Source organism: Erwinia sp. S38 (genome assembly GCF_016624545.1).
GTDB lineage: Bacteria > Pseudomonadota > Gammaproteobacteria > Enterobacterales > Enterobacteriaceae > Erwinia > Erwinia coffeiphila.
Window position 1 is genome coordinate 30925 of record NZ_JACVTS010000031.1, and the last position, 21564, is coordinate 52488.

Consider the following 21564-nt stretch of genomic DNA (forward strand, 5'->3'; position numbering starts at 1 on the left):
GCGCGGCGATTTACAAAGAGAGAAAGTTCCGGATTTCGCGGCCGCCGCTGACTTCCTGCCATCAGCCGCTAACAAAGTGCAGGGGGCGCTCAGTGGAATGCAGGCTGGTTACGATTCAGAGTGGCCACATGAGAACATCTCTTTCAGAGAAAAAAGGATAGTCACTATCGTTCCCGATCAATCAGTGCCATTTGCAGATGGCGCTCAATAAAGTTTGCTTTGAATGCACTATAACGCTGGGCATCGTTATTACAGAGTAAGGCAGCCTCACGCTTAATATCCGCGTAACGTTCAGAAATATCATTATTTTCAATGAGGTAATCACGAAAGGCAAGATGCCTTAAGACCTGCGTATCCCCAACTGCAAACGCATGCACCTGATGGCTACGCCGATCGGCGCCTTTAATGAAATATCGACGGCCTGAAATCCCGTTCTCACCACGCGCAACATATCCGGCGCGGCTCATTTCGGTATTATCCAGTGCACTGAGATCGGAAACTTCCAGCAGTATGTCTATTACAGGCTTGGCTGCAAGACCGGGAACTGAAGTACTACCTATGTGATGGATATCTTTGGCCACCTGTCCGAGCAATGTCTTAATCAATAAACGTTCCGCTTCAAACATTTCTGGCCATTTTTTATCGTATGGCACGACAGTAATTGTCCGCATAATGACGCTCTCCATTGGCCTGTACTATCAAGAATATCACGCTAACGGCAAATCTAATCCACGCTATAAAGATTCAATCGTTTTTTTATGTTTACATGCATAATCCGGAAATAATTTTCATCCTGTTTTAAAGGAAGCGCCGATGCGTACTCGTCCATCATCACGGTTGATCGTGCTATCGCAGGAAAACCACGTCTTACTGTTCAATTTTTCCCATAAAAATGATGCCTTAAGCGGCCAGTCATACTGGGCAACGCCGGGCGGGGGAGTGGAAAACAATGAGTCATACGAGCAGGCGGCCTTACGCGAATTGCTGGAGGAAACCGGGCTGGAAAGGCATGCAGTTGGAGACTCCGTCGCATCCCGAACCTTCCCAATGATGCTACCTGATGGTGAAACCGTACTGGCAGAAGAGCGTTTCTTTTTAATTTATACGGATAAGGCGGAGATCGATTGCTCAAGGTGGAGCAGAAATGAACGGGAAGTCATCAGCAGGCACCGCTGGTGGACGCGAGAAGAACTTATGCAAACTCATGAAACCGTCTTCCCTCGCGATATTATCCTGGAAATACTGGGGGGCGGTTGAGGGTGTTTTCGGTGTTATGCGAGATCATTTTCTGATTTTGGGCTTTTGGCGCTCAGGTGGTTAATGCATGCTTTGAGGGGCGGCTTTGAGCGAAAAGCGGACATTTATAACTTCATTGTATGTTAAGTTAGATGCGAGAGGTTACGAGCTCACAGTCATTATATGACTAGACTGTCGCCAGCTACCTAACCTTCAAGATAAAAATTGCTTGACATTCAATTTTGCATGGCAAAATCACTTGGTTATTATGAAGGACATGAACTATGAAGCTTGTAACCGCAAAAGTAGGGCCCTTTCGTTCCATTAATGAACCTCAAGAAGTGTCAATTGATTCGGAAGTAACTGTAATTGTCGGCATGAATGAAGCTGGTAAAACTGTTTTCTTGAAAGCCTTGCATAAATCTAGTGATGCTTTAGGTAAGGAAACATTCAATGTGACAGATGATTATCCAAGGAAAGATCTCACCGCTTATAAGCGACGCCATGAAGAAGAACCTGATAATGCCGTTGTGTTAACTTACGAACCAAATGAAGCACAAATAAATAAAGTAAATGCATCTGTAGGGTCAGAAATACAAAAAGGATTTACGTTCAAAACGATAGTAAATTATAAAAATGGCAGAGCGATTTCTATTAATGTGCAGGACTCCCCAGCATTAAAAAAAATGGCGATAAATTCTAACCTGAGCGATGAAGTAAAGGAAGAATTAAAAAAAGCAGCTGATATTAGGTCCGCGTTAACGAATTTGCTGGCTATAAGCACTAGCAACGAGGCTGATAAAAGCCTAATTGAATCGTTGACGAAAAGAGTAGCTGCAGCAGACTCCTCTTCAGGGTGGGATCAGATATGTGCATATGAAGCATACCATCACTTCAAGGCATTTATACCTAAATTCTTATATTTTAGTGACTATGACATATTACCTGGCAAGCTCAATCTGACTGACTTAAAACAGCGATTGAAAGCTGCAAATGCAGACCCTGCAAATGCACACAAACAAATTGAACCAAAGCATAAGGCTGTTCTTGCACTGCTTCGCATGGCCGAGGTTGAGTTAGAGGATTTCGATAACGATACCTCTTACGAGGAGCTTAAATCTCAAATTGAGGCAGTATCGATAAGTTTAACCGATCAAGTTCTTGAATTTTGGAAGCAAAACGAAGACCTGGAGGTAGAGATAGATATACGAACGGACTCTTCAGATGCCAGTCCTTTCAACAACGGACCAAACATTTACCTCCGCATTAAGAACCGGCGTCACCGTGGCGTATCAACTCCGTTTGATCAGCGAAGCCGAGGTTTTATCTGGTTCTTCAGTTTCTTAGTGTGGTTCGATAGCGTTCAACATCAAATAGATCCGAGTGGGTCTAACTCAAAGAAAAACCTGATTCTGTTACTAGATGAACCAGCACTAGCATTGCACGCACTGGCTCAAACAGATTTTCTTAACTACATAGATAATCTTTCAACGGATCACCAAGTAATATATACAACCCACTCACCTTTTATGGTTAATTCAGACAGACTACACCAAGTCAGAGTAGTGGAAGATAAAGTAAAAATTGGAACGATTATTTCAGACAATTTATCTGGCTCTGATCCGCGCACAATCTTTCCCCTACAAGCAGCTCTAGGATGGAACTTGGCCCAAAACTTGTTTGTCACAAAATATAATTTACTTGTCGAAGGTATATCAGAACTTTCCATATTGCAAGCCATGTCAAAAGTTATTGAGATAAAAGGTGGTAGAGGTCTAATTGATAACGCGACAATTGTTCCAGTAGGAGGCTTAAGCAATGTCGCAACATTTGTCTCCCTTTTAGGGGCAAATGGCCTAAACCTCACAATATTGCATGATTACAACGGGAAACCCGATCAGAAACTCGAATCACTAATCCAACAAAAATTACTAAAGAAAAAGGCGGTATTTAATTTCTCTCAATTCCGTGACATATCTAATATAGGGAGCAACAGTATCCCAACGGATGTCGAAGATTTGCTAGATCCTGATGTTTATTTGAAAATTTTCTCTATGGTATATCAAAAAGAACTGGGCGGCGTTGTGATTGATAATGATGATATTCCCGCAGGGGATCGCATTGTTCAGCGTATCGAAAAATATCTTTCAAATAACAGTGTGAAAATAAGACCATCTGGTGGGTATAATCATTATACCGTTGCTGCCGCTTTTGCAACTCACACACCTGAAAGCTTGTCAGACGACACTATAATTCGATTTACGGAGCTTTTCAAAGAAATAAATAATTCTTTAAAATAACTCATGAAGTTACAGTCGGTGTATTGACACCGACTGGTATACTAAAATTTACTATTCACTCTAAAGTTGAAAAGCGGCTCAGAACTCTTAATGCATCGGATAAAGATAAGGTGTTTTTAAATTTAAATTATTCGGTTAACTACATTATTTTTAATGTGGGCTTATATGATTTATCTATAAATTCGAAATTCATCTAACAATTAACATTCTATAGTTCCTTATTACTATGGACCTAAATGCTGTACTTCCGCTTCTGGTACTTACCCGCCATAAACCACCAAGCAACTCAAAAAAACTCCAGCCCCACAGTGAAGCTATCGTTTTGCATCACATCAACAATCGCGGCGTCTCTAACCGCCGCGCCCCATCAAAGATCACACCGCAGTAAACCACGGATGCATGCGCTCTACGACCTGCTGATAGTGTTCTTTAATCAGCTTTTCCTGCCGCTCGGCGTCGGGGAGCGGACCGCCGCGCAGTACGGCTTCGGCGGTAGAGCCGAAAATAATAATGCCGCGGGTGGCGATATCGGCGGCGGCGATATAGCCCGCCATCACGTTCTCTTCCAGACCGCTCAGGGCCGACTTTTCACGGCATTCGGCAGCCAGCTTCGTCAGCTGTTTAAACAGGCTAACCGTGTCGCCCAGCACCGGAATTTTTCTGGCGGAGTCGTTGAGAATACGTTGCAGATCGTCGAAAACGTCAGCGCCATTGCCTTCGCTGAACAGCGCTTCCAGCGCCTGCTGCCACTGATGATAGGTGTGATTAAACAGCGCATTCTGCACCAGGATCGGGCTGGCGTGCTTCCAGGGAAACTTGTCGATCAGGCGCGAAACCTGCTTCTGTAATGCGGAGAACTGCGCTTTGTCGAGCAACTTTTTCGGGGTGACCGTGTTCAGCTCATCGAGAAACTTCCCAATCTCTTTTTCCGCCTTGGGCGTCCGCAGCGGCAGGCTTTTACGCTGTTGTAACAGCTTGAGCTGGCTGAGATCGTAAAAGGCCGCACTGACGCGTTCACCCGCCAGCAGAGCGCGGTTAACCAGCTGGATAACCTCCGCAGACTGCACCTGTGAACGCTGTTCCAGCAGGGAAGAGTGGAGCCGATCGTAAGCCGGAGACAGGCTGAGAACTGTATTCATCAGAATCCTCGCAGAGACGAAACCGCAGCCTTCAGGCCGGATAGTGCCACAGAGTATGGCAGATTATTCTCTGCTCAACAGCCGGAACCTGCTTTTGCCAGACGCCAGGCGCTGGGCGAGCAGTTGAAGCACTGATGAAACACTTTGGCAAACTGCATCTGGCTGCTGTATCCCACTGAATAAGCGATGATTTTTATTGGCAGGCTGCGATCCTCAAGCAGAGAGGTGGCGGCATTCATCCGCAGCTGTAACAGATATTGCTTAGGGCCGTAGCCAAACTGCTGCTGAAAAAGGCGGCTGAGGTAGCTGCGGTCGATATTACAAAAGGCGGCCACTTCGCTCATCGTCACGCTGCGGTGATAGTGGCGCTCAAGGTAGTTAACCGCCGCGTCCAGGTGACGATTGCCCCCGCTTGCGGCATCAAAGCGGCGGCCAGCGGCGGCATTGGCGATCAGCGCATCCAGCAGCAGGCAGGTCAGGCCGGTAATGCGCAGCGAATACTGCGGATCTTCTGCAATCAGCTGTTGAAGTAGCTGCGACTCTATGGCCGGTAAAAGCGGGTCTTTTGGCCGCCAGATCGGCATTTCACGGCGTAACCCGCATTTTTCAAAACTTCTGGCGGCGATCAGACCATCCAGTTCGATCCACATATATTCCCACGGCGTCTGTTTATCGGCCGTGTAGGTGGTGATCTCGTGTGGATGAATCAGAAACGCTTCGCCTTTTACCACCGGCCAGCGCTGTTTTTCGGTATACAGCGTGCCGCTGCCGGTTATCACATAATGTAAAAGATAATGCTGCCGAACAGCCGGGCCATAACTGTGACGGCTGGCACAAACTTCGTGGCCGTACTGATAGATATTCAGGCCAAACTGGGTGATGTCATCGGGGTTGATATCTTTTTGCACGATTATTTCCCGTTTTAATTCATGTTATTACAGCATGTTTTTCGAACGGGCTGCGTGATGCCCTGAAAATAGTGTGATGTCACAACATAAAACTCCTTCGTCATCGGCGCAATTAGCGAGCCGGATCACACTTCACTGTGGCGGTCATTTTTCACCATATCAATGTCAAAAAATGACATAGGCAGCGGCCGCCGGCTTGCCTAGAGTTGAGTCGACTTCTCCTCATGACGTAACAAGGAATCGACAATGAAAATTACCTTTTAGGTGCGGGCAGTACGGTATTCGCGAAAAATGTGCTGGGGGATATTCTGGCTACCCCGGCGCTACAGCAGGTGGAAATAGCGCTTTATGATATCGATGCACAGCGCCTGGACGACTCCTGGAGAATGCTAAATAACCTCAACGCCAACCTTCGTCAGGGAAAGGCGCGGATTGAGAAATATTCCGGTGTGGAACAGCGGCTGAATGCGCTTCGCGGTGCGAACTACGTCATCAATGCGATTCAGGTGGGCGGCTACGATCCCTGCACCATTACCGACTTTGAGATTGCCAAAAAATTCGGCCTGCGGCAGACCATCGCCGATACGCTGGGCATCGGCGGCATCTTCCGCGCGCTGCGCACCATCCCAGTGATGATGGACTTCGCCCGCGATATGGAAGCAGTGTGCCCGGATGCGTGGCTGCTGAACTACACCAACCCGATGGCCTCGTTGACCGGCGCGATGCTCCAGCATACCGGCATTAAAACCGTCGGCCTGTGCCATAGCGTGCAGGTCTGCGCCGAAACGCTGCTGAAATCCGTGGATATGTCTACCGAGGGGGTGAAATGGCAAATCGCCGGGATCAACCACATGGCCTGGCTATTGAACATTACCCGCGACGGGGAAGATCTTTACCCGGAAATTAAGCGCCGCTCCCTCGCGCTGCAGCAGGCGACGCACGATGATATGGTGCGCCACGAAATTATGCGGGTGTTCGGCTACTACGTTACCGAATCCTCCGAGCACAACGCCGAGTACATGCCTTACTGGATCAAGCGCAACTACCCGGAGCTGATTGAGCGCTTTAACATTCCGCTGGACGAGTATCCGCGCCGCTGCATTGAGCAAATTGACCGCTGGCAGCAGCAGCGCGACCGCCTGACGCAGAACGACAATCTCAGCCACACCCGCAGCCACGAATATGCCTCGTGGATGATTGAGGCGATGGAAACCGACGTGCCGTACAAAATCGGCGGCAACGTGCTGAATCACGGCCTGATCACCAATCTGCCGAAAGAAGCCTGCGTGGAAGTGCCGTGCCTGGTGGACGGGCAGGGGATCACCCCGTGCTACGTTGGCAACCTGCCGCCGCAGCTGGCCGCGCTGAACCGTACCAATATCAATACCCAGCTGCTGACCATCGAGGCGGCTATCACCGGCAAGAAAGAGCACGTCTATCATGCCGCGCTGCTCGATCCGCATACTTCGGCCGAACTGTCGATTGATGACACCGTCAGGCTGTGCGACGAGCTGATCGCCGCGCACGGCGACTGGCTGCCCTCCCTGCATTAATCCCGATAAACGGGCGAGCCACGACGGTTCGCCCACATGGCCGGGCAGGGTGCCACGGCCGGAGAACACCAACTCTGGGGTATCACGATGAGCGTTTCGCTGAAAACAAAGGTCAGCTACGGGCTGGGTGCCTTTGGCAAAGATTTCGCTATTGGCATTATCTATATGTACCTGATGTACTACTACACCGATGTGGTTGGCGTTTCGGTCAGCATGGTGGCCTCACTGTTCCTGGTGGCGCGTATTCTGGATGCGTTTTTCGACCCGGTGATGGGCTGGATCGTTGAACGCACCCGCAGCCGCTGGGGGAAATTTAAGCCGTGGATACTGATCGGCACGCTGACCAACTCGGTGGTGCTGGTGTCGGTGTTCTGCGCGCACTACTTTGAAGGCGCGGCGCTGATTGCCTGGATCTGGGCCACCTATCTGCTGTGGGGCTTTACCTATACGCTGATGGACGTACCGTTCTGGTCGCTGGTGCCGTGTATCACTATCGACAAACGCGAACGCGAAGCGCTGATCCCATGGCCGCGCTTCTTTGCCAGCCTGGCGGGCTACACCACCGGAGTGATCGGCCTGCCGCTGGTGGCGTACCTGGGCGGTGGTGATAAGGGGCAGGGCTTTATGCTGTTCTCGCTGATACTGGTGGTGTTCTTTATCCTCTCGGCGATCATTACCCTGTGCAATATAGAAGAGAAATACTCCTCTTCCGCCACCCCGAACGCGGCGGAGTACACCACGATTAAAGCGGTGCTGAGCATGATCTTCCGCAACCGCCCGCTGTTTGCCCTGCTGCTGATGGCGCTGGCGTGGAACCTGGCGCACAATGTGATCACCGCGTTTGCCATCTACTACTTTACCTACGTCGTTGGCCGCGCCGAGCTGTTCCCGTGGTACATGATGTACGCCGGGATTGCCAACCTGATCGCCATTCTGCTGTTCCCGAAACTGGTCGCTCGCTTCTCGCGCCGAGCTATCTGGATCAGCGCCTCGGTGCTGCCGGTGCTTAGCTGCCTGCTGCTGCTGGCGGTGGGGATGTTTGCCCCGGGCAGCGCCACGCTTATCTCGCTGTCCGGTATTCTGGTCAACGTTGGCGGGGCCTTCTTCTGGGTGATGCTGGTGATTATGGTCGCCGACACCGTGGACTACGGCGATTACGCCCTCGGCGTGCGCATTGAAAGTATCGCCTTCTCGGTGCAGACCATGGTGGTGAAAGCCGGAGCGGCGTTTGCCGGACTGCTGATCGGTGTGATGCTCGGTGTCGTCGGCTACGTGCCGGGCGCACAGCAGTCGGCCAGCACGCTGCTCGGTATGCAGGGGATTATGATCGGCCTGCCGCTGATGTTCTTTATGCTGACCCTGTGGATTTACCTGCGCCACTACAAGCTGGATGGCGAGCTGCTGCACCGCATGCAGCGCGCGCTGCAGCAGAAATATGATGGCCACGCCAGCGTAACCGCGCCGCAGGCTGGCACCCTGGCAGATGATTACCCGACGGGCGCAGCGCCATCTACAGCAAAGAGCGATAATTACTCCCCGGCCAGCGCGGCCGAGGTGCCACGCAGCTGAATCCGCATGGCGAAATGTAACCGCTGATTTCCAATTGTAATGTTATAAGGTAACGTATATCATCCCCGGCGCAGGCGTTTGTCTGCGCTGTTCCATTTTCTCTGGATTAAGGATTGATATTCTGATGCGCAAAACTGTTTTATCGCCGCTGCTGGCGCTGATGCTGACTGCCGTTTCGGCGGGTGCCTTCGCGGATGCTCCGCGCGTGGCGAAGCTGGTGGCCCCGTTTGAAATTAAAGGCACCGACCCCACGCTTTCGGGTGACATCTTCCTGAAAATGTCGATTGTTGAAACGCTGATTAATGCCGATGCCGCCGGGAAACCGCTGCCTGGCCTGGCCAGCAGCTGGAAGGTCAGTGACGATGGCCTGACGTGGCGCTTTGCCCTGCGTTCCGGCGTGACCTTTCACGACGGCAGCCCGCTGACCGCCGACAGCGTGGTTAACGCGCTGGAAGTGGCGCGCAGCCAGCCGGGCCTGCTGGATAAGGCTCCGATTACCGCCATCCGCGCCGAAACGGGGGAGGTGGTGATTGCGCTCAGCCAGCCGTTCACTCCGCTGCTGGGGCTACTGACCGAGAACCGCGCGCAGATCCTCGCCCCCGCATCCTATAATGCCGAACATAAAGTGGTGCAGGTGATCGGCAGCGGACCGTACCGCCTGACCTCATTACAGGCGCCGCAGAAGCTGACCGTCAGCCGCTATGACGGCTACTGGGGCGATAAGCCGGCCATTGAACAGGCCAGCTATATGTCGGCGAGCCGTGCGGAAACCCGCGCGCTGATGGCCGAGAGCAGCGATGCCGATATGGTATTTAACCTCGATCCCGCCAGCCGCGCCAGGCTGAAGAAAAATCCTAAGCTGACCCTGCTGGCGGTGTCCATTCCGCGCACCGTGCTGGTAAAAGTTAACGCCGGGCATCCGCTGCTGAACGATGTCCGCGTGCGTCAGGCGCTGAGCCTGGCGATCGATCGCGAAGGGATTGCCCGCGCCATCCTGCGCTACCCGGCCGCGGCCGGTCAGCTGTTCCCGCCGTCGGTGGCACAGTGGCATAACGCCAGCCTGGCACCGCTGACCACCGATACTGCTCGCGCGCGCGAACTGCTGGCGCAGCTGGGCTGGCAGCCGGGCGCTGACGGTATTCTGCAACGCGACGGCAAGCCGTTCTCGCTGACGCTGACCACCTATCCCGATCGCCCCGAGCTGCCGCTGATTGCCGCCGCGATCCAGCAGCAGCTGCGCGAAATCGGCGTGCAGTTGACCATTAACTCGACCAACTCCGGCGAAATCGCCTTAAAACATCACGATGGCTCGATGGAGCTGGGGCTGGTGGCGCGTAACTTTGCGCTGACGCCGGACCCGCTCGGCACGCTGCTACAGGACTACCCGCCACAGGGCGGTGACTGGGGCGCGATGAACTGGTCTGACGCCACCTTCAATCAAACCCTGGCCCAGCTGGTGCGTGGCAGTAATCCGCAAGAGAGCGACGCAGAACGTCAACAGCTGACGCGCATTCTGCAAACCGAGCTACCGACCATTCCGGTGGCGTGGTATCAGCAAACGGCGGCGGTGTCATCGCGCCTGAGCGGTGCCGCGCTCGATCCGTTTGAACGCACCTTCGGGCTGGAAAAAATGAGGTGGCGTGAATGATCCGTCTGCTCGGTTTCCGTCTGCTGCAGGCCGGACTGGTGGCGCTGCTGGTGGGCGGTCTGACTTTCGTGCTGATGCGTATGCTGCCCGGTGATGTCGCCTATCGCATCGCCGCCGGACGCTACGGTTACGACCGCGTCGATGCCGCTGCCGCGCAGGCCGTACAGCAGGAGCTGGGGCTGGATCGCCCGGCCTGGCAGGCACTGGCCGACTGGTTTATGCAGCTGCTGCGCTTTAATCCTGGTAATTCGCTGGTCTCCGGCGAGCCGGTGATGGGCGAGATTGCCCATCAGCTGGGGCAGACAATGCATCTGGCGGCGGTGGCCCTGCTGCTGTCGCTGCTGATGGGGCCGCCGCTGGGCATTATTGCCGGGCTGTCCCCCGGCGGTAAGCTGGATCGCCTGCTGCTGGCGATCTCCACCACGCTGCGTGCGCTGCCGCACTTCGTGCTGGGGCTGATCCTGGTCTTGATCTTCGCGCTGGGGCTTGGTCTGCTGCCCGCCGCCGGATACGGCGATGCTGAGCACGTGCTGCTGCCCGCGCTGACGCTGGCGCTCGGGCTGGCTGCGGTTTCCAGCCGGGTGGCGCGAAATGCTATGCGTCAGGTGACGGAATCACAGTGGTACAGCTTTGGCCGCACCAAAGGCCTGAAGCCGGGCACGCTGTTCTGGCGGCACGGCCTGCGCAACGTCAGCGTACCGGTGGTCACTTATCTGAGCGTGCAGTTCATCTATCTGGTTGAAGGGGTGATCGTGGTGGAAACCCTGTTCGCCTGGCCCGGAATTGGTCACGCGCTGGTGCATGCCATTTTCCACCGCGACGTGCCGATGATTCAGGGGACCGCGCTGATTATGGGGCTGATGTTTGTGTTGCTTAATGCGTTGAGCGACGGCCTGTGCTACCTGTTGGACCCACGGAGAAAAACCGTATGATGACGCTGTTACGAAAAGCCTCACGCGCTCAGCTGGCTGGGGCGGCGATCCTCCTGCTCCTGCTGATCTTTGCTTTTGTGCTGCCGTTAATCTGGCCGCAGGACCCGGTGCGTCAGCAGCTGATGCTGGCGCTACAGTGGCCGGAATGGCAGTCGCCGTTTGGCTACGATCACCTTGGCCGCTCGCTGTTTGCCCGCCTGACGTCGGCCATTCGGCTGTCGCTGGGCCTGGCGCTGGTCAGCGTGCTGAGTGCGATGATTCCCGGCATCCTGCTGGGCGTGCTGGCGGCGTTGCGAGGCGGAATAGTCGATCGCGGCATCGGCCTGCTGTCGGATACGTTTCTTGCGCTGCCGGGGCTGCTGTTGGTGCTGCTGCTTACCGCGCTGGTGCCGGATTCGGCGCTGATGCTGTATGTCGGCATCTCGCTGCTGCTGTGGGTGGAGTATTTTTGTCTGAGCCGTGCGATTGCCCGGCCGATACTGAACTCACCGGCGGTACAGGCCTCACGCCTGCTGGGCTTTGGTCCGTTGACGATTTTCCGCCGCCACCTGTGGCCGGAAATGGCACCCATGGTGCTGACCGTCGGTGCCTTCGGTGCCGCCAGCGCGATTATGGCGATTGCCGCGCTGGGCTTTGTCAGTGTCGGCGTGCGTCCGCCCACCCCGGAGCTGGGGCTGATGATGACCGAAATGCTGCCGTACTATGACGAAGCGCCGTACGCACTGCTGCAGCCGGTGGCGGTGGTATTTTTACTGGTATTAAGCCTGCTGCTGCTGGCAGGGAAGGAGAAAGCATGAGCCTGCTGGAGATTGAAAATGCCGCAGTCAGCGGTGACGGCGTGGTGGTTGAACCGTTGACATTTGTGCTGAATCCCGGTGAACCCTTTACCCTGTTGGGCGAAACCGGTTCGGGGAAAAGCCTGCTGGCTCAGGCGGTGATCGGCACGCTGCCGACCGGACTGGCTGCCAGCGGCACGCTGCGAATTGACGGTGAAGCGCACGATCTGGCTGGCCGTCCGGCGATGGCGCTGTGGGGGCACCGGTTGGGGATACTACCGCAGGAGCCGTGGCTGGCGCTTGATCCGACCATGCGGGCTGAACAGCAGGTGGCGGAAGGTTATCGCTACGTGTGTGGTATGGAAAAAAGCCCGGCGCTGCGGGCGGCAAGGGACGATCTGGACGCGCTGGGCGTGGGGCACGCAGCGGCTCGCCTGCCGCAGGCGCTGTCCGGCGGCATGGCCCAGCGCGTGGCCTTCGCCGCCGCGCGGGCGGGCGGAGCGCAGATTATCGTCGCCGATGAGCCGACCAAGGGGCTGGACGTGGCGCGCCGCGATGAGGTTATCGCGCTGCTGATGCAGGAGGTGCGCGCGGGCGGCGGGCTGTTCACCATCACCCACGACATCGAACTGGCGCGGCAGATTGGCGGCGAAGTGGCGGTGATGCTGCACGGTAAGATTATCGAACGCGGCAGGGCGGATCAGGTGCTGGATCATCCTCAGCATCCGTATACCCGCCAGCTGTTGGCCGCCGATCCGAGCCGCTGGCCGCTGCGCGAACACAGGCCGTACGGCGGTCAGGTGGTGCTGGAGGCAAAAAACCTGAGCAAAACGCGCGGCGGCAGGCAGCTTTTTTCCGGTCAGTCGCTGAGGGTGCATGCCGGAGAGGTGATTGGTATCACCGGGCCGAGCGGCTGCGGTAAAAGCAGTTTTGGCGATATCCTGCTTGGGCTGCTGGCCGCCGACGGCGGTGAGGTTCAGCGCGATCGCCAGCTGGCGGCGGTGAAGTATCAGAAAATCTTCCAGGACCCGCCATCGGCCTTTGCGCCCCGGGTGACGCTGCGCCAGGCGCTGGCGGATGTGGTACGCCACCATAAGCTGGATGCCGGGCGTATTGCACCGCTGATGGCGCGGTTAAAGCTGCAGCCTGTGCTGCTGGATCGTTTGCCCGGTGAGATTTCCGGCGGTGAACTTCAGCGCTTTGCGCTGCTGCGCGTGCTGCTGCTCGATCCGGTGTTTCTTTTTGCCGACGAACCGACCTCACGCCTCGATGTGTTGACCCAGCAGCAGACGGTGGAGCTGATGGTCGAGGTGGCGGCGGAGCAGAACTGCGCTCTGCTGGTGGTGAGTCACGATGAGGCGTTAATCGATCGGATTAGCCATCGGCGGATTCGTTTTGGCGGTGAGGAAGTGGTTCAGGAGATGGGGCGGTCGGCGATAGCGCAGCCCGTTTGACGGCCGTTAAATTAAGGTGCTGCATGCTTTGGCGTTGCTGCCGGAGGGAGTACATTCCTGGACTCGAACGGGCTGGTTAGGTGCTGCATGTACAGCGTCTGGCGTATCGGGGCTGGCCGGAACACGGACCCGCTGTCACGTCCATGTCCGCTCGACCTCGCACTTCCCTGTGCTCGGACGGTCCGCTTATCCGTCCAGCCCCGATTGCCTGAGTGCTTTGGCGTTGCTGCTTGAATAACTGATTTCTTCTGGCAGCAACGCAATGATTGGAAGGGGAACCGTTACGGGACAGGTTAGCCGGGTGTCTGCCGCATGGATGCGGCAGCCAAGCCTCCAGGGAGGATTCACGGCGACCCGGCGATCTGCCCGAAACGGTCGCCCCGTTCACCGATCTTTCAGCGAAATAGCGAAGGCAGCACATCCCTGTGCCTGAACAATCCGTTTATCAGGCAGAAAGCTCTTTACGAACGATCTCTGCACCCGCACTCAGGGCTTCCAGTTTGCCGGTTGCAACCTGACGAGATAACGGTGTCATACCGCAGTTGGTTGATGGATAAAGCTTATCGGCATCCACGAACTGCAGCGCTTTACGCAGCACATCGGCAACCTGTTCAGGCGTCTCGACGGTATTTGTGGCCACATCGATCGCGCCGACCATCACTTTTTTACCGCGAATCAGCTCGATCAGATCCATCGGTACGCGGGAGTTCATGCACTCCAGTGAAACGATATCGATGCTGGATTTCTGCAGTTTCGGGAACACCTCTTCATACTGGCGCCACTCTGTGCCCAGCGTTTTTTTCCAGTCGGTATTGGCTTTGATGCCATAGCCGTAGCAGATATGCACAGCCGTTTCGCACTTCAGACCTTCAACGGCACGTTCCAGAGCGGCGATGCCCCAGTCGTTCACCTCGTCGAAGAAGACGTTGAAGGCTGGCTCATCGAACTGAATGATATCGACACCGGCCGCTTCCAGCTCTTTCGCTTCCTGGTTCAGGATCTTAGCGAATTCCCACGCCAGCTTTTCACGGCTTTTGTAGTGACCATCATACAGCGTGTCGATCATGGTCATTGGACCCGGCAGCGCCCACTTAATCTGCTTATCGGTCAGCTTACGTAAAAACTTCGCATCTTCCACGAAAACGGGTTTTTTACGTACTACTTCACCAATGACCGACGGCACGCTGGCATCGTAACGATTACGGATACGAACGATTTCGCGCTTTTCAAAATCAACGCCGCTCAGGTGTTCAATAAACGTGGTCACGAAGTGCTGACGGGTTTGCTCGCCGTCGCTGACAATATCAATCCCTGCACGAACCTGATTATCCAGCGTCAGGCGTAAAGCATCCTGTTTACCCGCAATTAACTCATCGCCTTCTAATTTCCACGGTGACCAAAGCGTCTCCGGCTGTGCCAGCCATGTTGGTTTCGGTAAGCTGCCAGCGGTTGACGTAGGTAACAAAATTTTCATGAAAAATGACCTTGTATATTGGGTGGATCAAATAGCGTAATCAGCGGACCATTCTTCAAGAACGGCCTGATAAGGTTTGATAAAGTGCAGCTCGGTGAACTTGCCTTGCTCAACGGCTAGCTGGCTACGTTCTACTCGATCGTAAACAATCAGAGTTAATGAGTGATCCTGATGATTCAGGCTTGGCTGATAGCACTGCCCGGCCGCCGAGTTCGCGTTGTAAATCTCAGGGCGGTAAATTTTCTGGAACGTTTCCATGGTGCTGATGGTCGCAATCAGCTCCATATTGGTGTAATCGCTCAGCAGGTCGCCGGTGAAATAGAAGGCCAGCGGCGCAGCGCTATTTGCAGGCATGAAGTAACGCGCATGCAGGCCCATCTTGGCGAAATAGTGATCGGTCAGGGACGGTTCGTCCTGCTGATATTCAATACCCAGCACCGGATGGACATTCCCCGTGCGGGTGTAGACGTTTTTGCTGGAGACGCTCAGGCAGATAACTGGCTGCTTGGAGAAGTGCGCTTTATACGTTTCGGACTTCACGAAGCATTTAAAAATGTTGCCGTGCAGATCGCCGAAATTCTCCGGCGTGCTGAATCCCGTTTTACCTTTATTATGCTCTGACAGCAGCACGCTGAAATCATAATCACGAACGTAGGAGGAGAAGTTATTGCCGACAATACCTTCAATGCGTTCGTTGGTTTCTTTATCAATGATATTGGTTTTTAAAATTTCAATCACCGGGAAAGCACTATTGTGATTTTCGCCAGTAATATTTAAATCAACCGAAATAATATCAAGTTCGATAGCGTAACGATCGCTTTTGGGATTATCCCAGTGCGCCAGGTTATTGAGGCGATTATTCATCATCACCAGGGCATTGCGCAGGTTTTGCTGGCGGGTTTCACCGCGGGCCAGGTTAGCAAAGTTGGTGGTGATGCGCGTATTTTCGGATGGATTGTAGTTCTCATCGAAACGCGTTTTTTTAATCGAAAAATTAAATTCTTGAGTCATGGTAACCTGCCGTCTTGATTTCTGAATTAAAGCTGAATTTATTTATTGCCTTCTCAAATTTGCAATGTTCTTCTGGCTTTTCACTTCAGCAATCTTCATGATTGTCTATAGTAATTAATGCACATTTTATGCCAGACTATTTGCGTGAGGAAAAGTGATTTAATTTCACCGAACATGAAGAAATTTCATGATCGCGTGGGAGCGATGCGGTTTTGGACATGTTGGGCAGATTCAACGTCTGGCTTCGGTAGCTTCAGTCTGCGGGCATGGCGTATCGGGGTTGTCCGAACACGGACCTGCTGCCACTGAACTGAACCCCTTCCGCTCGGCCTCGCACGTCCAGGTGGCCATGGACCCGTTTATCCGCCCATCCCCGATTGCCTGCATGTTTCTGAGTTGCAGCCTAAAAACCCGCTGCTTTCTCCTTCATGCTCTGCTAAGTTAAAACAATGAACAACATTTTCTCAGCGTCATCCCACTCAGCGATCATTATTATCACCTCCTATACTCAGGTGGGATAACGCACGTCATTTTCCCGCCGGTAAGGCGGGCCTTACCGGTAATCAACCAGTGAGGTCAGTTATGAATAGCAATACGCCAGCAAAGACAGAAAAAGCCACGCTCCACCTGCTGTGTGGAAAAATCGCCTCCGGTAAATCTACGTTGGCTGACAAACTATCCGCCTCTCCCGGTACTATGATCATCAGTGAAGATCGCTGGCTTGCTGCACTTTATGCCGGTGAAATGCATTCCGTCGCCGACTATGTGCGCTGCGCCGCGAAGCTCAAAGAGGCGATGAAACCGCACCTGGTTTCCTTACTTCAGGGCGGCGTTTCGGTGGTGCTGGATTTTCCGGCAAATACCCGGGCGAATCGCGACTGGATGATGAGCATTGTTGAGACATCCGGTGCAGATAATCGGCTGCACTATCTGAAGGTTTCTGATGAGGTATGCAAAGCGCGTTTGTGTGCTCGTAATGCGGAAGGTTCACACGATTTTGCGGCGACGGATGCACAGTTTGAATTAATCACCCGCTATTTCGCCGAACCCGGAGTGGATGAAGGTTTCGAGGTGATTGAATACCGTTAAGTCCTTCTCCTTTGCCCCTGCTTGATATGTTTTATTGGCTGGCACAGGGTGGGATCTTTCTCATTGTTAATATATTTCACCAAGATATTCATTTTATTTGAATAACAATCTGAGTTTTATCCCATCCGTTGCCTGGCCTGCTCTCCAGCCGTTCGGACCATTTTGAATAAAGGAAAAACCTGACTTTTAAGTGACTTGACAAAAATTTACTTTCAGCCGTTGGCTATTTCGCTTTCATTGATAATGGTAATGTCTATCAAACTCATTACTAATTGCTAGAAATATTCCGAGCGAACAATGAAACGCACAAAAATAGCTACTGCTTTAACATTCATTCTGGCCAGTAACATGGCCTGGGCCGCGGAAGAAACGATGACCGTTTCAGGCAATATTCTTGGAGATTCGCGGGCCGAAGAGGTGAAAACCTGGGCCGGAAGCCGAACGGTCATTAGTCACGATCAGTTGCAAAAAGGGGCTAACCGTACGCTGGACGATGCGCTACAGCGCGTTCCCGGGGTGAAAATTCAGGATGAGACCGGTACTGGCATTCTTCCGCAGATTTCCGTACGTGGTCTTTACGACAGTCGCAGCGGCCGGGCCCAGCTGCTGGAGGATGGTATTCCGCTGGTACTGGCTCCGTATGGTCAGGAAGGCATGTCGCTGTTCCCGGTCAGCTTCGCTACCATCGATAGAATTGATGTGGTGCGTGGCGGAGCGGCGGTACAGTACGGCCCGAACAACGTGGGGGGCGTCATCAACCTGATCAGCAAGCCCATTCCACTGAAGTGGGAAAATGAAATCGCCGAGCGCGCAACCTTCTATGGGAAAGGCCGAAACCTCTGGGATACCTACCTGCGTACCGGCGGCATGCTGAATGATGATTTCGGCCTGCAGGTGGAAGCGAACCAGGTAAAAGGGAACTCATTCCGCGCTGACAGCGCCAGCGAAGTGCAGAACCTGCGCGTGCGCGGCCTGTGGAATATCAATGAAGATACGACGCTTAACCTCTCCTATCAGTATTACGATGCTCATGCCGACCTTGCCGGTGCGCTAACCGCGGACGACTATCGCCGCGATCGTCGGCAGAATACCCGTCCGTGGGATAACTATGATGGCCACACAAAACGCTACAGTGCAGTCTATAACCAACAGCTGGGTTCCCTTGGATTCATCGACCAGGCAGAATTTAACTGGATGTTCTTTGGCCATGAATCCAAACGTGATTTCCACGTTGGAATGAGCAAAGTCGCTGGTCAAAGCTGGAATCCATCGCTACCTGCCGACATTGTGCAGAACTCACCACGCAGCTTCAAAGTCTGGGGCACGGAACCACGCCTGAGCATGGACATCAATGGCAACAGCGTGAACCAGCAGTGGATCATCGGCGGGCGCTTTGTCAGTGAAGAAGTGGATTATCAGGTGCGTCAGAAAACGCTGGCGACCGGCACCACGGCAATCACTCGTGACTGGAGCTTTGATGACCGGGCCTGGGCAGGGTATATCAGCAACGCCATAAAACTGTTTGACGACGCGCTGACCATCACCCCGGGAATGCGTTTTGAGCATGTGAATGAGAAATACACCGATAAAAATAGCGGTCAGCACTTCTCTTCTCCGGACGATCAGTGGCTGCCAGGCTTGACGGTCGGCTACCAGCTGACCCCTACGTGGTTCCTGTATGCCGATATGCAAAAGAGTCTGCGCCCGGCACAGGTTACGCAGATCGTGAAGGGGGGCGATGTCAGTTCCGAACTGGCGTGGAACTATGAGAGCGGCGTGCGCTATACGCCGACGAAAAATGTCAGTCTTCAGGCCGGGTTGTATCGCATCGACTATAAAGATCAGATTTCTTACGACAGCGTCAGCGACAGCTACCTGAACATTGGCCGCACACGTCACCAGGGCGTGGAGCTGGAAGGGTTCTGGAGCCCGGAAGCGGTTGAAGATCTTAAACTGCACGCCGGTTATGCATACTTGCAGGCTGAGCAACGTAATGGTCTGAATGCCGGGAAAGACGTGCCTTATGCTTCACGCACTCAGGTCACCCTGGACGGTAGCTATGACTGGCGTGGCACCACTTTCTCGCTGGCGGGCTATTACTTCAGTAAATCGTATTCTGATGCGGCCAATACACGTGAAGAAAACAGTGCCGATTCAGTTGGGCAACTCCCTTCCTACTGGGTATGGAATGCACAGGTCAGCCGCGACCTATACAAATCTAACGATACGCTGCTTAACGGTTATGTTGGCGTTAATAACCTGTTCAACCGCGACTACTGGTTCCGCGGTATCGACACCAGCCCGTGGGGACGCCAGCCTGCACCGGGTCGTTCCGTTACTGCCGGACTTAGCCTGAAGTTCTGATTAACGGTAAAATAACGCCAGCTTGAGGAAGCCAGTTCGTAGTGAACTGGCTTTTTTTTATGGCTGTAAGAAGAACAAACCGCTATAGGGAAGGCCAACGTATTCCCGATAGGCAGTGGCGAGATCGGCCTGTGGATCGACATCGGCGAAGGCCTGAGGATGGAAAAGTTTGGCCATGGCTTCCAGCGCAATCACATTAAACGGACTATCGTAAAACTGATGATAGATCGCCATGATCCGCATTGATTTATCTGCTGACAACACGCTAACTCCCTGCCGCTGCATGAGCGATTGTAAGCGGGGCAGAGCACTGGCTCGCGTCGCTTCATAGCCTAGCGCCACGGCCTGCGACGTGCCGCCGCGCTGGCTCCAGTCCGCTCCACTCATCAGATAAACATCCGGGCGCGCAACGATCAGCAGTTCCGCGCTGATGTCTCCGCCCTGCGGTGGGACTTTATCGGCCATCAGGTTTCGTCCGCCTGCTACCGGAATAAACTGACCAAAGCTTTCACGCCCGAACACGGCACAGCAGCCGTCGCCGGTCATCCCGGCATGATTTTCAAACACCACGCCCGGCCACTGTGATTGTGGTATTGCCGCGACTCGCTGCGCTGTCCGTTCCAGCAGACTTTGCCAAAGGTTGAGAAATCTGTCGGCGTTCTGCTGTTCACCGGTCACCTGCCCGAGCAGGCGCAGACTTAAAGGCGTGTTGGTTAATGGCTGCTGGCGAAAGTCGATGAAAATCGCTGGAATGCCCATTTTTTCCAGCAGCGCCAGAGTACCTTCATTCTGTAGCCTGGGAAGAATGCCAATATCAAACACGACAAGGTCAGGCTGTAGTGCACTGGCATTTTCGACGCTGAATGTGCTGCGATAGGGATTGATAAATGTTGGAATAGCCGACAGCTTTGGCGCGCTGCGTGCAAAGTAGCGCGCCATATCCGGCGCGCGAGTTTTCAGTGAATCATCCCAGGCGACGATGCCTTTTAGGGGATCTCCAGGGTGCAGTAAGCTCATTGGCAGTAGCATACGGCTGTCGGCCAGTATCACTCGCGAAACCGGTGCATTAACGGTAACGTGCCTTCCGGCAATATCGATGACTTCAACGGCGGCCGACCAGCCGTGAAGGGGCCATAGCACTAAATTTAACAACAACAGCCTGATGTAGTTCAATTATTGGTTTCCCTTGTTACGGCCTGAATTTGCTCAACATAATAGCAGTTTGTATGATGCGGTTCAGTCACTTCAGCTTCAGCTTCCACTCCCGGCGTATCGGGGCCGGCCGGAACGCGGACCCGCTGCCACGTCCCTGTCCGCTCGGCCTCGCATATCCTGGTCACATAATTTTCTGTAAAGAGTGTTGGCTGTCTGCGTTTTGTTTGCTGAGGTTTAGTTTGTTGGCGAGGGGATGGGCATCAGTAATTGCTGGGGTATAAGCAATTCCTGGTGAGGACAAGGTGTCAACCTTGAGTTGCGTACTAATTTTAAAAAATGCTGGTGAAGTGTTCTTCCTCAAGGTAGGGAACACGAAAAAATATCAAGAAATATAATCAGTATGACGTATTGAATGATTGGGTGAGGGTGGTTTTGGATGCTTAGGGTATTTTTTCGATATTAATGCCATGTCAATGTGGGAGGCTGCTTTGCATGTTTTTAATAATTGCTGGCGGTTTTTTTGGGTTAAATACGTTAATTGGAATGGTGGTATTTCTATAACAATAATCAATTGCTGAGTTGCGGGATTTATTTCCATGAATAAAACGACGCGGGATGAATATTTAATGCCAGGGTGGATGAAAAAACAGGGTCGACAGCCAGTCAAGAAATTTTGCCGATAAGGAGACTGCAGTTGCTGGCCCACATGGCCGCAAGAACTGAAGCCACTTTGACCGGTATGGTGTGAAAAGAGGATGCTGGGCTGGAATCAGACCGAATACAAGGAGAGTAATCATGAGCAGCAATCCCGCGATTAAATTCAGCCACAGCCACCACCTGCTGGCGGTACGCGGCTGTGATGCGGATCTGGACGTGCTGGTCTTTGAAGGCCGGGAGGCATTAAGCCAGCCGTTCAGTTACCGCATTGAGTTCACCAGCAGCCAGCATGCCATCAG

The 21564-nt window shown here is 53.5% G+C and carries 16 protein-coding genes and 1 pseudogene; 11 read left to right on the forward strand and 6 right to left on the reverse strand.

All coding sequences use genetic code 11. The features are described 5' to 3' along the window. Positions 1 to 164: 164 nt before the first annotated feature. Complete coding sequence (locus tag IBT46_RS24795; protein WP_200547837.1) at positions 165 to 671, reverse strand: GrpB family protein; 507 nt, start codon at positions 669 to 671, stop codon at positions 165 to 167. A 142-nt stretch (positions 672 to 813) separates the two neighbouring features. On the opposite strand from IBT46_RS24795, the gene IBT46_RS24800 reads away from it, so the two are divergent. Together IBT46_RS24800 and IBT46_RS24805 are read left to right on the forward strand one after the other, a co-directional pair. Then, on the forward strand, positions 814 to 1257 hold the full coding sequence (locus IBT46_RS24800; protein WP_200547838.1) for an NUDIX hydrolase: 444 nt from the start codon (positions 814 to 816) through the stop codon (positions 1255 to 1257). A gap of 263 nt (positions 1258 to 1520) precedes the next feature. Continuing rightward, entirely contained in the window at positions 1521 to 3536 is a 2016-nt protein-coding gene (locus IBT46_RS24805) for an AAA family ATPase (RefSeq protein WP_200547839.1), read from the forward strand. 374 nt (positions 3537 to 3910) lie between these two features. Here the strand turns inward: IBT46_RS24805 and IBT46_RS24810 are convergent, their stop codons facing one another. Both IBT46_RS24810 and IBT46_RS24815 read right to left on the reverse strand, forming a co-directional pair. Further along, positions 3911 to 4675 carry a hypothetical protein gene (locus IBT46_RS24810; RefSeq protein WP_200547840.1) on the reverse strand — a complete coding sequence of 255 codons (765 nt, stop codon included), beginning with the start codon at positions 4673 to 4675 and terminating at the stop codon, positions 3911 to 3913. A gap of 74 nt (positions 4676 to 4749) precedes the next feature. Then, positions 4750 to 5583 carry an AraC family transcriptional regulator gene (locus tag IBT46_RS24815; protein ID WP_200547841.1) on the reverse strand — a complete coding sequence of 278 codons (834 nt, stop codon included), beginning with the start codon at positions 5581 to 5583 and terminating at the stop codon, positions 4750 to 4752. A gap of 239 nt (positions 5584 to 5822) precedes the next feature. Here IBT46_RS24815 and IBT46_RS24820 point away from each other — a divergent pair, with 239 nt between their 5' ends. From IBT46_RS24820 to IBT46_RS24845, 6 genes are all read left to right on the forward strand, one after another. After that, entirely contained in the window at positions 5823 to 7136 is a 1314-nt protein-coding gene (locus IBT46_RS24820) for an alpha-glucosidase/alpha-galactosidase (protein ID WP_200547851.1), read from the forward strand. 87 nt (positions 7137 to 7223) lie between these two features. Further along, positions 7224 to 8705, forward strand: coding sequence for a melibiose:sodium transporter MelB (melB, locus tag IBT46_RS24825; RefSeq protein WP_200547842.1), 1482 nt, complete (start codon positions 7224 to 7226; stop codon positions 8703 to 8705). A gap of 124 nt (positions 8706 to 8829) precedes the next feature. Beyond that, positions 8830 to 10353 carry an ABC transporter substrate-binding protein gene (locus IBT46_RS24830; RefSeq protein ID WP_200547843.1) on the forward strand — a complete coding sequence of 508 codons (1524 nt, stop codon included), beginning with the start codon at positions 8830 to 8832 and terminating at the stop codon, positions 10351 to 10353. Continuing rightward, positions 10350 to 11285, forward strand: a complete 936-nt coding sequence (locus tag IBT46_RS24835) for an ABC transporter permease (protein ID WP_200547844.1) — start codon at positions 10350 to 10352, stop codon at positions 11283 to 11285. The genes IBT46_RS24830 and IBT46_RS24835 overlap by 4 nt, the downstream gene beginning before the upstream one ends. Then, on the forward strand, positions 11282 to 12082 hold the full coding sequence (locus IBT46_RS24840) for an ABC transporter permease (RefSeq protein WP_200547845.1): 801 nt from the start codon (positions 11282 to 11284) through the stop codon (positions 12080 to 12082). Before IBT46_RS24835 ends, IBT46_RS24840 begins: the two co-directional genes overlap by 4 nt. Further along, positions 12079 to 13515, forward strand: a complete 1437-nt coding sequence (locus IBT46_RS24845; protein WP_200547846.1) for an ABC transporter ATP-binding protein — start codon at positions 12079 to 12081, stop codon at positions 13513 to 13515. The genes IBT46_RS24840 and IBT46_RS24845 overlap by 4 nt, the downstream gene beginning before the upstream one ends. A gap of 445 nt (positions 13516 to 13960) precedes the next feature. On the opposite strand, the gene IBT46_RS24850 is transcribed toward IBT46_RS24845, so the two are convergent. Both IBT46_RS24850 and IBT46_RS24855 read right to left on the reverse strand, forming a co-directional pair. Then, positions 13961 to 14989: a methionine synthase gene (locus tag IBT46_RS24850; RefSeq protein WP_200547847.1), complete on the reverse strand. Its 1029-nt coding sequence runs from the start codon at positions 14987 to 14989 to the stop codon at positions 13961 to 13963. A gap of 27 nt (positions 14990 to 15016) precedes the next feature. After that, a complete protein-coding gene (locus IBT46_RS24855; protein ID WP_200547848.1) occupies positions 15017 to 16000 on the reverse strand; it encodes a DUF1852 domain-containing protein in 984 nt (327 codons plus the stop codon). A 582-nt stretch (positions 16001 to 16582) separates the two neighbouring features. Between IBT46_RS24855 and IBT46_RS24860 the strand changes: the two genes are divergently transcribed. Next, entirely contained in the window at positions 16583 to 17089 is a 507-nt protein-coding gene (locus tag IBT46_RS24860; protein ID WP_200547849.1) for an ATP-binding protein, read from the forward strand. Between the two features lie 372 nt (positions 17090 to 17461). Continuing rightward, on the forward strand, positions 17462 to 19453 hold the full coding sequence (locus tag IBT46_RS24865) for a TonB-dependent siderophore receptor (protein WP_234480286.1): 1992 nt from the start codon (positions 17462 to 17464) through the stop codon (positions 19451 to 19453). 57 nt (positions 19454 to 19510) lie between these two features. Here IBT46_RS24865 and IBT46_RS24870 read toward each other — a convergent pair whose 3' ends face one another. Beyond that, complete coding sequence (locus IBT46_RS24870; RefSeq protein WP_234480287.1) at positions 19511 to 20626, reverse strand: ABC transporter substrate-binding protein; 1116 nt, start codon at positions 20624 to 20626, stop codon at positions 19511 to 19513. A 777-nt stretch (positions 20627 to 21403) separates the two neighbouring features. Here IBT46_RS24870 and IBT46_RS24875 point away from each other — a divergent pair. Next, positions 21404 to 21564, forward strand: a pseudogene (locus IBT46_RS24875) (Rhs element Vgr protein); the annotation flags it as partial.

Bases quoted from the DNA above. Each gene is read 5' to 3' on its own strand.
- IBT46_RS24805 (WP_200547839.1), top strand. From the start codon at position 1,521: ATGAAGCTTGTAACCGCAAAAGTAGGGCCCTTTCGTTCCATTAATGAA.
- melB (WP_200547842.1), top strand. From the start codon at position 7,224: ATGAGCGTTTCGCTGAAAACAAAGGTCAGCTACGGGCTGGGTGCCTTT.
- IBT46_RS24810 (WP_200547840.1), bottom strand. From the start codon at position 4,675: ATGAATACAGTTCTCAGCCTGTCTCCGGCTTACGATCGGCTCCACTCT.
- IBT46_RS24795 (WP_200547837.1), bottom strand. From the start codon at position 671: ATGCGGACAATTACTGTCGTGCCATACGATAAAAAATGGCCAGAAATG.
- IBT46_RS24830 (WP_200547843.1), top strand. From the start codon at position 8,830: ATGCGCAAAACTGTTTTATCGCCGCTGCTGGCGCTGATGCTGACTGCC.
- IBT46_RS24855 (WP_200547848.1), bottom strand. From the start codon at position 16,000: ATGACTCAAGAATTTAATTTTTCGATTAAAAAAACGCGTTTCGATGAG.
- IBT46_RS24835 (WP_200547844.1), top strand. From the start codon at position 10,350: ATGATCCGTCTGCTCGGTTTCCGTCTGCTGCAGGCCGGACTGGTGGCG.
- IBT46_RS24800 (WP_200547838.1), top strand. From the start codon at position 814: ATGCGTACTCGTCCATCATCACGGTTGATCGTGCTATCGCAGGAAAAC.
- IBT46_RS24860 (WP_200547849.1), top strand. From the start codon at position 16,583: ATGAATAGCAATACGCCAGCAAAGACAGAAAAAGCCACGCTCCACCTG.
- IBT46_RS24840 (WP_200547845.1), top strand. From the start codon at position 11,282: ATGATGACGCTGTTACGAAAAGCCTCACGCGCTCAGCTGGCTGGGGCG.
- IBT46_RS24865 (WP_234480286.1), top strand. From the start codon at position 17,462: ATGACCGTTTCAGGCAATATTCTTGGAGATTCGCGGGCCGAAGAGGTG.
- IBT46_RS24850 (WP_200547847.1), bottom strand. From the start codon at position 14,989: ATGAAAATTTTGTTACCTACGTCAACCGCTGGCAGCTTACCGAAACCA.
- IBT46_RS24845 (WP_200547846.1), top strand. From the start codon at position 12,079: ATGAGCCTGCTGGAGATTGAAAATGCCGCAGTCAGCGGTGACGGCGTG.